The organism is Janthinobacterium glycogeni, assembly GCF_051380725.1.
Lineage (GTDB): Bacteria > Pseudomonadota > Gammaproteobacteria > Burkholderiales > Burkholderiaceae_D > Janthinobacterium.
The window spans coordinates 21,735-34,115 of record NZ_JBNYXP010000017.1; the positions used below are offsets into that span (position 1 = coordinate 21,735).

Here is a 12,381-nt window from a genome sequence, read left to right on the forward strand (position 1 = left end):
TTCATCACGTCAACTTTTCCGTGTAAAAACAGCGGTTTGGCGATTTATTTTTGCGCCGCTTGACCGGCTCCGTTCAATCCGACAACACCGCCTGTATGCGCCGCTGCACATAGTCGGCATTATTCTGCGGATTCGGGCAGGCGCCGCCGCCCGGCTGGTTGCAGGCAGTGGCCGTCAGGGTCCAGGTCCGAAGGCTGCCCGGCCCGGTGGCCAGCTGGCATTGCACGGTGACGGTAAACGGCGACAGCGAGGTACCGGCAGGCAAGGCGAACGACTGGGCGGCGGCACATTGCCCGTTGATCTGGCGCCGGTAGACGGCCCACTCGATGCCCGCGCGCGCCGCCTGGTCGGCGCGCGCGCCCTGCACGTCGAGCGCCGACTCCACCTGCTGCATGGTAAACACGCTGGTCATGGCCACGCCGAGGCCGGCCAGCACGACCAGCAGGAAGATGGCCGTGACCAGGCTGAAGCCGCGCGCGCGGCGCGGGAACGGAGGCGAGGGTTTCATGGCGTGTTATTCACCTGAACTTGTTGCACCAGGGTCACGGTGCCCGTATTGCTGCCCGTCGCCCCCAACTGCAGCATGACGGAGACCAGCCCCCGCTGCTGGTTCGCCAGCGCGCTGTAGCTGAACAGGCAGGACTGGACCTGGTCCGCCAGCAGGGCTTGCACGCCGGCGCCCGAAAGGGGCACGGCAGCGGTATCGGCCGGCTGCAGCGCCGCGATCGCATAGCGGGAATAGCGGCGCAAGGTGCGGCTGGCCGGGTCGCAGACATAGGTGACGGGCGTGGTGACGACCTGGAAGCGGCGTGTCGGCGAAGGCTGGGGCACCGCCTGCGCCAGGAAGGGATTGCTCTCCAGGGTGACCGTGCTGCCATTGACGGCCGCGACCCTGGCCAGGTTGCAGCCTTGCGGGCCGCTGGCGCAGCTGTAGGCGTCGGGCAGGTTGATGCCCAGGTTGTAGACGGCGATGAAGTCGCCCGCCGCGACGGCTTGCACGGTGCTGCCGCTGTTGGCCGGCGGCGCGCCGACGATGGTAAATTGCAGCGGATTGGCCACCGGCGTGCCGGCATCGAAGGCCAGCACGGGACCCAGGCCGGGCGGATCGTCCTCGGCCAGGTAGCGGCCGCCCGACTTGGTCAGCAGCAGTTCCAGATAGCGGCCGTTGCCCGTCACGCGTACGCTGTTGGGCAAGGCCAGGCGGATGTCGCGCGCCATGCGGCGCGTGGCCGTGTCCGCCAAGTCGGCCAGCGCGGCGCGCGCATTCGCGTCGATATAGCCCTGCACGGGCAGGCGGATGAACATGGCCACCATGGCGCCGACGATGCCCGTGATGACGATCACGATCACCAGTTCGACAAGGGTAAAGCCGCGCGCGCGGCGCCGGGGAAAAGTGTTCATCATGGAATGCTGTTGGGCGCGTAGCGCGTGCGGTAGCCGTCGAGCACCACCTGCGGCTGGCCGCGAAAGGCGACGGCGACGCGGATCTGCAGCGATTCGCTGGCGGCAATGCCATTCAGGGCGGCAGGCGTGACCGTCACGACGGCGCCATAGCCGGCCGGAAAGGCATTGCCGGCCGCGTCCGTCGTGTAGGCGGCCGCCTGGGCATAATCGCTGACCTGGTCGTAGGGCCGCGTGCCGCGCGCCGCCGGCCCCGTGGTACAGCCGGCAGGACTCGTTGCCGTGGCCGCCGCCGGGTCGTTCAGCGCGCAAAAGGTGAAGCGGGCCGCCTCGATTTCATCGAGCATGCCTTCGGCGATGACCAGCGCCTGCTTGCGCAATTGCGGGTCGGCGCTGTTGTTGCCGGTCCAGGACAGCACGCCCAGGATGCCGATCACGGCCACGGAGACGATGACGATGAAGATCACCACCTCGACCAGGGTCACGCCGGCCTGCGCGCACCGGGCCGCACGGCGCCTAGCGGTGCACATAGCCGGTCTCCGCTTCGACAAGGATCGTGTGTTGCTGGCCGCCGCCGCCCACGGTGAGGGCCAGCGCGGCGGCAAAGTCGCCAAAGGCCGTGTAATAGGGGCGGCCCAGCGGGTCGAAGAAAAACCCGGCCGCCCCGCTGGTCAGCTTGAGCGCATCGGGACGCCCCACGCACAGCCAGTTGCTCTGCCCGGCGCAATACTGCAGCGTGTACTTGCCGCCGCTGTTGCCGCCGGCCGGCGGCATGACGCGGCTGGCGGGCGTGTCGCAGGCGGCCGTGAAGCACACGGCGACGCTGTTGCCATCGAGGCGCACGTACACGGGGCGGTTTTGCGCGATGGCCAGCTTTTGCGCATAGCGCAGCATGCCGACGGCCTGGTCGGCCAGGCTGCGCGCGTCAAATGTTTCGCGTTGGAAAAACCGGGCGCCTGCCACTCCGGCGAGAATGGCCGTCAATACCAGTACCACTACCAGTTCGACGATAGTGAAGCCGCGCGCGCGACGGACCACGGCAGAAAATGCGACCCTGCTGACTGTTGACATGCGTGCTGGCAAGAGTGGATGCAAAAGAAATACCCGTAAAAAAAGCCCAACTGGCTGTCGCCGGACAGTTGGGCTGATGCTGCAGCGGGACAGTACCATGCCTGTCCCCAGGCTGGCTTAGCGCGCGTCTTAGCCGCAGTTCGCCTGGCTGGCGTTGATCGTGACGACAGGCGGCACCACTGGCGGGCCTGCGGCTGCCGGGGTGTACACCACGGTGCAGGCTGTATGCGCCTGATCCGGGGTGACCGTGACGACACCACCCGTGTACGCAAGCTGATAGTCACCGAGACCGCCTGCAGCAGCAACGATGCCAGCAGCGTCAGCGGTAGGGTAGCCATTTGCGCCCGTGATGTTCATGCCTTCCATGGTCACTGTCGGCGTGGCACTGTCGCTGCTGGCAACCAGCCATTGTGCGTGATACATGGCCGAAGCCGCGCGCAGGGAACCCGCGGCAGCCTGCATTTTCGCAAAACGCGCATCAGCTGACAAATTGCTAAAACGCGGGATCGCCGTTGCCGCCAGAATGCCCAGGATGACGATGACCACCACCAGCTCGATCAGGGTGAAACCGCCCTGCGCGCCGCGCTTCAGATTACGTAAGGATTTATTCATACCAGCTCTCCAAAATCAATATAAAAACATGAAACCAACACATGAAACCATCGCTGCGCGGCGCTCAGTTGGCGACCGAGTCCGGCATTTTCCACACCACAATATCTGGTTCCTGGGCGAGCTTTTCCACATCGGCGTCTGCACCCGGCAAGATTACCTTAAATTTCACTGCATCAACCCTCGTCCTGGAAAAAATATTGCCATTACTTAACAAATAGATGACTTTTTGTTCTTTTCTGTCGTAGAGCCAATTGCCTGCCGGGAGTTTTTCCAGCTCCGGGCCGTAAAATTCTCCCAGGTAATTGGATGGCGTTTCCGCCAGCCAGTCGAACGGGTTTTGCCGCGCCAGCGCGGGCAGTTGCGTGCGCCGGCCTTCCAGGTGCAGCTGCAGGGCCTTGACGCGCAATCCCGTGCGCAGGCTGCCCAGGGTCTGCGCCACGGTCACGCGCTCTGCCTCGTGCTGATAATACGCAACCCGGGTGAGGAACACCGTCAACAGGATGGCGAACACGCACGCCACCACCGCCAGCTCGAACAGGGTATAGCCGTGCTGGCGGTGGCGGGGCGGCATCAATGCAGGGCCGCCTTGCCCAGGTCCCAGATCGGCAGGAAGATGCCCAGCGCCAGCACCAGCACCATGGCGCCGAGGAAGACGATGAGTATCGGCTCGATCTGCGCCGACAGCGTCTTCAGCTCATAATCGACTTCGCGCTCGTACATCTGCGCGATCTCGTCCATCAGGTCGTCGAGCGAGCCCGATTCCTCGCCCACAGCGATCATCTGCAGCACCACAGGCGTAAACACGTTCGCCGCCACCGAGGTGCGCAAGATGCTTTCGCCCCGCTCGACGCCGTCGCGCATCTGTTCCACGCGCGAGCACAGGTAAGTATTGTCGACCGTCTGCGACACCACCGTCAGCGCCTGCACGATGGGCACGCCGCTGCCGCTCGACAGGGCAAAGCTGCGCGCGAAGCGTGACATCGTGCCCTTCAGGACGATCTTGCCGGCGATGGGCATGCGCAGCTTGGCGCGGTCCCACTTGAAGCGGCCATCCTTCGTGCCCAGCCAGGCGCGCCAGCCGAAGAAGGCGCCCGCGGCCAGCATCAGCATCAGCGGCCAGTAGTCGATGGTGAAGCGCGATGTGCCGATCAGGATGCGCGTCATCAGCGGCAATTGCGCATGGAAGCTGGCAAACACCTTCTCGAACTGGGGAATGACGAAGATATTGACGACCACCATGGCCGCGATCATGGCGAACAGGACGAAGGTGGGGTAGCGCGTGGCCGATTTCACGCGGGCGCGCATGTCGCGGTCGAATTCCAGGTGGTCGAACAGGCGCAGGAACACTTCGTCGAGGCGCCCCGTCATCTCGCCCACGCGCACCATCGACAGGTAGAACGGCGTAAACACCGTGGGATGGCGCGCCATGGCGGCCGACAGTTCGCGCCCCGCGTCGAGCGACTCGCGCACATCCTTGATGATGCGGCCGAACGCGGGGCTGATGGCGGACTCCTGCAAGCCGGCCAGGCCGCGCATGATGGGCACGCCCGCCTTGAGCAGGGTGTACAGCTGGCGGCTGAACAGCTGCACATCCATCGGCGTGACCTTCTTCTCGGTCAGCTTGTCCCACCAGCCCAGCTTGCTGGCGCCCGCCCCCGTCACCGTCTGTTTGGTGACGCTGATGTCGACGGGTGTGCTGCCGCCCGCCATCAACTGGTCGGCCACGGCGCCGCTGTCGGCGCCTTCCATCACGCCGGTCAGCAGTTCGCCGCTGGCGCTGCGCGCCTTGTAAGCAAAAAACGCCACCTCAATCCTCGCTCTGGTTGCTGATGCGCATCGCTTCCATCACCGTCGTGCGGCCCTGCACCACCAGCTGCACGGCGTGGCGGCGCAGGGTTTCGCCGGCCATCTGCGCCGTCGCCACCTTCATGAAGTGGGACGGATCGGCATGGTTGGCGGCGTCGGCCACGGCGCGCGTGATTTCCAGCAATTCATACACGCCCGTGCGGCCCCGGTAACCCATGCCATTGCAATGCGAGCAGCCCTTGCCGTGGAAATACTGGTTGCGCTCGACCAGCTCGCCCAGTTCCAGGCGCAGCCATTCGTATTCGTTGGGCGTGGGCGCGTACGGCGTGCTGCAGCTTTCGCAGATCACGCGCACCAGGCGCTGCGCCAGCACGGCTTGCAGCGAGCTGCCCACCATGTAGCGGGGCACGCCCATGTCCATCAGGCGCAGCGGCGTGCTGATGGCGTCGTTCGTATGCAGCGTCGACAGCACCAGATGGCCCGTCATGGCGGCGCGCAAGCCGATCTGCGCAGTTTCCTGGTCGCGCATCTCGCCGACAAGCACGATGTCCGGGTCTTGCCGCAGGGCAGAGCGCAGCACTCTGGCAAAGTTCAGCTCGATCTTGTCATTGACTTGCACCTGATTAATGCCGGGCAAGCGGTACTCGACGGGGTCTTCCACCGTGATGAGCTTTTTTTCCACGGAATTGAGTTCGGCCAGGGCGCAGTACAAGGTCGTCGTCTTGCCGCTGCCGGTCGGCCCCGTCACCAGCACCAGGCCGTTCGGGCGGTTGACGATGGCGCGGAAGCGTTCCACCAGCTTGGGCGGCATGCCGATGGCGTCCAGGCGCAAGGTCGTGCCGCCCTGGTTCAGCAGACGCATCACCACCGATTCGCCGTACTGCGTCGGCATGGTCGAGATACGCACGTCGATGCGCTGGTTTTTTACGCGGATGGCGAAACGGCCGTCCTGCGGCAAGCGCTTCTCGGAAATATCGAGGTCCGACATCAGTTTCAGGCGCAGCGCCAGCGAACTGGCGATCTTGCTGTCCGCCTCGGTCTGCAGGTGCAGCACGCCGTCGATGCGGAAACGGATCTGCAGCCGGCCTTCCTGCGGCTCGATGTGGATGTCCGAGGCGCGTACCTGCGTGGCATCCTCGAACACCGATTGCAGCAGCTTGACGATGGGCGCCTCTTCCAGGCCCGGGTTGGCGGCCAGCGCGCCAAAGTCGACGGACACGTCGCCCAGGTCCTGCTCCAGCTCGCGCGTCAGGGTGGAGATATCCTCCGTGCGGCGGTAGATGCGGTCGATGGCGGCCAGCACTTCCGTCTCATTGACGACGGCCAGTTCGATATGGCGCTTGACCAGGCGCGAGATTTCATCGTACGCGAACAGGTCGGTGGGATCGGACATGCCGACCAGCAAGCCTTCGCGGCGGTCTTCCAGCACCAGCGCGCGGAAGCGCCGCGCCTGGGTTTCCGGCAGCAGGCGCACCAGCTCGGGACTGATGTTGAAAAACTTCAGGTTGATGTAGGGAATGTCGAGCTGGCGCGCCAGCGCGCCCGAAATCTGCTCTTCCGTGACAAAGCCGTGCTCGACAAAAACGCGGCCCAGCTTGCGTCCCGAACGCTTCTGTTCCGTCAAGGCCTGGCCCAACTGTTCTTCCGTCAGCAACTTCTGCTGCACCAAAATTTCACCGAGCCGGACTTTCTCTGGCCTTGCCATTGCTTACTCCTCGACAAACAAATTCCACAGAAGATACACGCCCGCGGCGCGCACAAGCATTTTATTCCAGAACCTGTTGTTTCTTAAAGAAAATACATTCCATCATTTGATTTTTGCGCATTTCAACACGATGCAAGGAAACACTTGCCGCCCGCCTGCGCCCATGGCAATAATGGCGGTCGTTTCCCGCCTTCCCTGCCGACCATTGCCCCTATGAACGCCTGCGCCATCGAGTTCCACAACGTACATCTGCAGCTGGCGGGCAGCGCCGTGCTGCGCGGCGTCGACCTGCAGGTACGCACGGGTGAACTGTTCGGCCTGGTCGGCGTGAATGGCGCGGGCAAGACTTCCCTGCTCAAATGCCTGCTCGACTTCTGCACGCCAGAGCGGGGCGAGATCGCCATTTTCGGCCAGCCGCACCGGCATGGCGCGGCGCGCCAGCCCCTGTCGTTTCTGCCGGAACGTTTCCAGGCGCCCTATTTCCTGACGGGCGGCGACTTCCTGCGCTACCTGTCGCGCCTGCACGATGCACGCCCCGATGCGCAGGCCGTGCGGCAAGCCCTGGACGCGCTGGACCTGGCGCCGGACGCCTTGCTGCGTCCCGCGCGCGCCTATTCGAAAGGCATGATGCAGAAACTGGGGCTGGCCGCCTGCCTGTTGTCGGGCAAGCCGCAACTGGTGCTGGACGAACCGATGAGCGGACTCGACCCGAAGGCGCGCGCGCAATTCAAGCAGGTGCTGCGGCAAGCCCACGCACAGGGCCGCGGCGCCCTGCTCACCTCGCATGCGCTGGCCGATGTGGAAGAATTGTGCGACCGCATGGCCATCCTGCATGCAGGCCGCATCGTATTTACGGGCACGCCCGCCGAATGCCGCGCCCGCCATGGCGGTACGGAAGACGCCAGCCTGGAGCAGGCTTTTCTCAATTGCATCGCGGCATGAACACCGACACGCAGGTTTCCAGCCACTACGCACCCTCGCCGCACGGCATGTATCTGCGCCATTTCGGCTTGCGCACGGCGCCGTTCGGCATCACGCCGGACCCGGCCTTTTTTTATACGGGCAATGCACGGGGCGAATTGCTGGCTGCGCTGCTGTATGCCGTCACGCAAGGCGAAGGCATCATCAAGCTGACGGGAGAAGTGGGCAGCGGCAAGACCATGCTGTGCCGCATGCTGGCCGAACGCCTGCCGCCCCAGGTCGACGTGCTGTACCTGCTCAATCCCTGTCTGGAGCCGGACGAAGTCCTGCACGCCATCGCCGCCGAACTGGGCCTGGCACTGGACGGATGCCGCGCAGATGCCGCGCTGCGCGCCCTGCACGACGAGCTGATCGCCAGGCATGCGGCCGGACGCCAGGTGGTGCTGCTGGCCGAAGAGGCGCAAGCCATGCCGGGCGCCACCCTGGAAGCGCTGCGCCTGCTGACGAACCTGGAAACGGCCAGCCACAAGCTGCTGCAAATCGTGCTGTTTGGCCAGCCGGAATTGCAGCACACCCTGAACTTGCCCCAGTTCCGCCAATTGAAGGAACGCATCACCCACAGTTTCACCGTGCCGCGCCTGCCGCAAACCTTGCTGAACGATTATCTGGCGTGCCGCCTGGCCGCCGCCGGCCGCATGGCGCCGCTCGCTTTCACGCCTGCCGCCCTGCGCCGGCTGGCGCGCGCGGCGCAGGGCATTGTACGCAGGGTCAATATCCTGGCCGACAAGGCCTTGCTGGCCGCGTTTGCGGACGATGCGCAGGAAATCAGCGCGCGCCACGTGCGCCTGGCCATTGCCGACAGCCCCTTCCACCGCCCGCCCTGGCATGCGGGCAAGCTGCTGGCGGGCGTCTTGAGCGCGCTGATGCTGCTGCTGGCCGCCGCCCTGCTGTGGCAATGGCTGATGCCGGGCCAAACAGCGGCTATCGCCCCCCCGGCCGCCGTCCCACGCGCAGCGCTGCCAGCGCCGACAACGCTGCTCGACAGCAAACTGGCCGAATCGCGCGACTGGCTGGCACGGCAAGGGCCGCAGCAACTGGTGCTGCAAATCGCCAGCCTGCCCGCTACCGAAACAGCTGCGGCGGAAACTTTCCTTCAGCAGGCGCAGCAAGCGATCGGCCTGCGCGACCTCCACATATTTCGCCTTCCTGGCGCAGCGCCCGCGAGCGCCATCGCTCGCCTGGACATCGTCTACGGCAGCTTCGCCAACCGGGCCAGCGCCGAGGCCGTTTGGGCGAGGCTGGCCCCCACGTCGCCACAGAAAATATTGCTGAGCGACATAGATAGTATCCGCACGGAAATGAAAGCCGCGACACCGCCACAAACAGCGCGTGGCACGCCCTGACTTTATTTAGGTATATTGCCTGCAGGGCCCGCACAGTCGATTGCTTTTAGGCGATCATGCTGGGTAAAATTACAAAAGCACAACATGACTCCAAGGGCGAACTTTTCATGAATCAACACCCTATTCCTGTGCTGGCCTCCTGGGTCGCCCTCGCCTGCGGCACCGTGCTGTCCGGCTGCGCCACGCATCAAATGCCGCTGTCGCCTGCCCACCTCAATGCCGCGCCCGTCGCTGGCGGCGCCATTCCCGAACCGGTGCAGCAAAGCAGCGCGCTGGCCGCGCCCTTGCCCGCGCCCAAAGTGGAAACTTACAGCGTCACCGTGCACAAGGTGCCCGTGCAATCGCTGCTGTTCGCGCTCGCGCGCGACGCGGGCATGAACGTGGACATCCACCCGCAGATCGAAGGCAGCGTGACCCTGAATGCACTGAACCAGACCCTGCCGCAATTGCTGGCCCGTATCGGCAAGCAAGTCGATATGCGCTACGAAATCGATGGCAAGAACCTGACGGTGCTGCCTGACGCGCCCGTATGGCGCAATTACAAGATCGATTACGTCAACATCGCGCGCAGCACCAACAGCAGCGTGAATATCGCTACACAAATTTCCACGGCGGGCGGCGGGTCGAACAACGCCAGCAATCCCGTTGGCAGCACGCAAAGCAGCGGCGGCAATGGCAATAACAATTCGACCACCCTGGTGGTGAATCGTTCGGAAAATAACTTCTGGTACAGCCTGGAGAAAAATATCCGCGACCTGCTGCGCGACACCACGCTCAACGACGTGCAGGTCGACCCGCTGGCGCAGCTGAACCAGCAATTGACGGCCGCACAGGGCAATACGCCAGGCCAGCAGGGAGCGGGTCAGCCAGGTCAACCGGGCCTGCAGCAGAATCAGGGCGGCAACCAATACGGCAGCCAGGCGCCGATGCAGACTGGCGGCCAGTATGCGCCAGGCCAGCAGACACCCAACCAGAATGCGAATCCTGGCCAGCCGCTCGACGCGAACGGCTTGCCGCTCTTAAAACTGGCCAACAAGGGCAGCCCCTCGTCCGTCGTCGTCAACGTGGAAGGCGGCTTGATCGCCGTGCGGGCCACAGGGCGCCAACACGAAAAGATCGCCGAATTCCTCGATGCCGTGTTGCACAGCGCCAAGCGGCAAGTGTTGATCGAGGCGACCATCATCGAGGTGCGCCTGAGCAATGAATATCAGCAAGGCATCAACTGGTCGCGCCTGACGGGCAGCCTGAGCCTGAACCAGGGCCGTGTCGGCACCCTGCCCCTGCCCAGCGGCGTGCTGCCGGGTACGTCGCCCGGCATCTTCGTGCTCAACTACATGAAGGACAGTTTCAGGACCACCATCCAGCTGCTCGAATCGTTCGGCAAGGTGAAAGTGCTGTCCAGTCCGAAGATCAGTGTGCTCAACAATCAAACGGCCATGCTGAAGGTGGTCGACAACAATGTCTTCTTTACCATCAAGGTGACGCCCGCCGTGATCAGTTCGACGGGCACCATCACCACACCCGCCACCTATGAGTCGAAACTGGAAACGGTGCCCGTCGGCTTCGTCATGAGCGTCACGCCGCAGATTTCCGACAGCGACGAAGTCACGCTCAATGTGCGCCCCACCATTACGCGCATCGTGGGCTATGTGCAAGACCCGAATCCGGCCCTGGCCACGGCCAGCGTGATCAGCCGCGTGCCCGTGATCCAGGCGCGCGAACTGGAGTCGATCATGAAAGTGGGCAATGGCCAGATCGCCGTGATGGGCGGCCTGATGCAGGATTCCATCGACAATGCCAAGGATGGCGTGCCCGGCCTGTCCAGCCTGCCCGTCGTGGGCAATTTGTTTACCTATCGTAATGAGGCAAGCAGCAAGACGGAGCTGGTGATCTTCATGCGCCCCGTCGTGGTCAAGGATGCCAGCATCGACGGCGATTACCGCGACTACCGTTACCTGCTGCCCGGGCAGGCGCCGCTCAACAGCCAGCCGTACACGGATGGCCCGCCGGCGCCGGCCGTCCAGCCGCAGGCACGCCTGCAGGGAGACGTCCCATGAGCTTGTTGATGCAGGCGCTCAAGAAAGCCGAGCGCGCCAAGCAGAACAGCCTTTCCGACGAAGAACTGGAAAAGCCGTCCGAAGCCTACGACCAGGTGCTGGAACTGGCGCCGGCCGACGCCCCGCCGCCCCGTCCCGCGCCTGCCGTGCCGCCGCCCGTGCAGCCGGCAAGCAGCTTGCGCCTGGAACCGCTGCAGGACGCTCCCGCGCCGCAGCCCGCGTCCAGTGGCGCGCAGCCCGGTCCGCAACCTGGCCCGCCCCCCGAGCCGCCGCGCGCCCGTCCGGAACCGCCGCCCGCCAAGCCACGCGCCAGCCGCAGCAATCCGCCGCCGAAAGGCCCCACCGGCCCCATCAGCGTCGACCCGGCCACCGTGCGCCTGGCCGTGCTGCTGGCGATCCTGCTGCTGGTGGCCGGCTCCATGGCGTACTGGTACTGGCGCGCCAGCAGCAGCCCCGGCGCGGGCGCCAACCTGCCCGGCGTACCCATGCCGCTGACGGACGCCCCGGGCACGGCCGGCGTTGCCGGCCCTATCGTGGTGCTGCCCGGGGCCGGCGGCGTTCTGCCGGAAGCCCCGGCGCCCGCACCGGTGCCGCAAGACGCGCCGCGCGAACAGCGGCCGCCAGCCGGCGCGGCGGAACAGCAGGCGATGATCCAGGCCGCCGCGCAAGCGGCCGTGGCCGCCCAGCTGGCGCAACTGCCGCCGCCTGCGCAGCCCAGCCTGCCACCGGTGGCCGCGCCCGACAATAGCCAGATTCAGGTGCTGCGCAACGAGACGGCGCCGCAAATCAATCCAGGCGTGCAGCAAGCCTACCAGGCCTTCAACGGGGGCCAGCTGGGCCTTGCTCGCCAGCAATATGAAAGCGTGCTGCGGCAGGATGCCAACAACCGCGACGCGCTGCTGGGCCTGGCAGCCGTGGCCCTGCGCGAGAACCAGGGCGCGCAAGCGGCGTCGCTGTACGTGCGCTTGCTCGAGATAAACCCGGACGATGGCGTCGCGCTGGCCGGCCTGATCGGCCTGCGCCAGGGCGACGTCGTGCAGAGCGAAGCAAAACTGAAAGCCATCCTGGCCCGTACCCCCGACAGCGGCCCCGTGCTGTTTGCACTGGGTAATGTGTATGCCAAGCAGCGCCGCTGGAACGAAGCGCAGCAGCAATTTTTCCGCGCCTATGGCGCCGCGCCCGGCAATCCCGACTATGCCTTCAACCTGGCCGTGGGCCTGGACCGGTTGAACCAGCCCCGGCTGGCCGCCACGTATTACCAGCGCGCCCTGACCCTGGCGCACACCACGCCCGCCGCCTTCGACCAGGCCGTCGTGCAAACGCGTTTGCGCGAACTGGCGGCCCCCGCAGCGGCAGCAGCGGCCCCGGCCGAGCCTGCCACCATCCCACCCCGTCAGGAATAAGC

Annotated in this window: 12 protein-coding genes; 4 read left to right on the top strand and 8 right to left on the bottom strand. The window is 65.2% G+C overall.

What is annotated here, in order from left to right; genetic code table 11:
- Positions 1-73: 73 nt before the first annotated feature.
- From ACQ4W4_RS25665 to ACQ4W4_RS25700, 8 genes are all read right to left on the bottom strand, one after another.
- Positions 74-508, bottom strand: coding sequence for a pilus assembly PilX family protein (locus ACQ4W4_RS25665; RefSeq protein WP_436544355.1), 435 nt, complete (start codon positions 506-508; stop codon positions 74-76).
- Positions 505-1,404, bottom strand: a complete 900-nt coding sequence (locus tag ACQ4W4_RS25670) for a prepilin-type N-terminal cleavage/methylation domain-containing protein (RefSeq protein WP_436544356.1) — start codon at positions 1,402-1,404, stop codon at positions 505-507. The genes ACQ4W4_RS25665 and ACQ4W4_RS25670 overlap by 4 nt, the downstream gene beginning before the upstream one ends.
- On the bottom strand, positions 1,401-1,931 hold the full coding sequence (locus tag ACQ4W4_RS25675) for a type II secretion system protein (protein ID WP_436544357.1): 531 nt from the start codon (positions 1,929-1,931) through the stop codon (positions 1,401-1,403). The genes ACQ4W4_RS25670 and ACQ4W4_RS25675 overlap by 4 nt, the downstream gene beginning before the upstream one ends.
- Positions 1,918-2,472 (bottom strand): prepilin-type N-terminal cleavage/methylation domain-containing protein, encoded by a 555-nt coding sequence (locus ACQ4W4_RS25680; protein WP_436544358.1) that lies wholly within the window; start codon positions 2,470-2,472, stop codon positions 1,918-1,920. The genes ACQ4W4_RS25675 and ACQ4W4_RS25680 overlap by 14 nt, the downstream gene beginning before the upstream one ends.
- 129 nt (positions 2,473-2,601) lie before the next feature.
- Complete coding sequence (locus ACQ4W4_RS25685; protein ID WP_436544359.1) at positions 2,602-3,084, bottom strand: pilin; 483 nt, start codon at positions 3,082-3,084, stop codon at positions 2,602-2,604.
- Between the two features lie 64 nt (positions 3,085-3,148).
- Positions 3,149-3,658, bottom strand: coding sequence for a type II secretion system protein (locus ACQ4W4_RS25690; RefSeq protein ID WP_436544360.1), 510 nt, complete (start codon positions 3,656-3,658; stop codon positions 3,149-3,151).
- Complete coding sequence (locus ACQ4W4_RS25695) at positions 3,655-4,890, bottom strand: type II secretion system F family protein (protein WP_436544361.1); 1,236 nt, start codon at positions 4,888-4,890, stop codon at positions 3,655-3,657. Before ACQ4W4_RS25695 ends, ACQ4W4_RS25690 begins: the two co-directional genes overlap by 4 nt.
- Before the next feature lies 1 nt (position 4,891).
- Entirely contained in the window at positions 4,892-6,595 is a 1,704-nt protein-coding gene (locus ACQ4W4_RS25700) for a GspE/PulE family protein (protein ID WP_436544362.1), read from the bottom strand.
- A 213-nt stretch (positions 6,596-6,808) separates the two neighbouring features.
- Between ACQ4W4_RS25700 and ACQ4W4_RS25705 the strand changes: the two genes are divergently transcribed.
- The 4 genes from ACQ4W4_RS25705 (at position 6,809) to ACQ4W4_RS25720 (ending at position 12,379) form a co-directional block, all read left to right on the top strand.
- On the top strand, positions 6,809-7,537 hold the full coding sequence (locus ACQ4W4_RS25705) for an ABC transporter ATP-binding protein (RefSeq protein WP_436544363.1): 729 nt from the start codon (positions 6,809-6,811) through the stop codon (positions 7,535-7,537).
- A complete protein-coding gene (locus ACQ4W4_RS25710; RefSeq protein WP_436544364.1) occupies positions 7,534-8,919 on the top strand; it encodes an ExeA family protein in 1,386 nt (461 codons plus the stop codon). The genes ACQ4W4_RS25705 and ACQ4W4_RS25710 overlap by 4 nt, the downstream gene beginning before the upstream one ends.
- A gap of 107 nt (positions 8,920-9,026) precedes the next feature.
- Positions 9,027-10,976 (top strand): secretin GspD/PilQ domain-containing protein, encoded by a 1,950-nt coding sequence (locus ACQ4W4_RS25715; protein WP_436544365.1) that lies wholly within the window; start codon positions 9,027-9,029, stop codon positions 10,974-10,976.
- The gene (locus ACQ4W4_RS25720; RefSeq protein WP_436544366.1) at positions 10,973-12,379 is read left to right on the top strand and encodes a tetratricopeptide repeat protein; all 1,407 of its coding nucleotides are present in this window, start codon (positions 10,973-10,975) and stop codon (positions 12,377-12,379) included. The genes ACQ4W4_RS25715 and ACQ4W4_RS25720 overlap by 4 nt, the downstream gene beginning before the upstream one ends.
- Positions 12,380-12,381 lie beyond the last annotated feature (2 nt).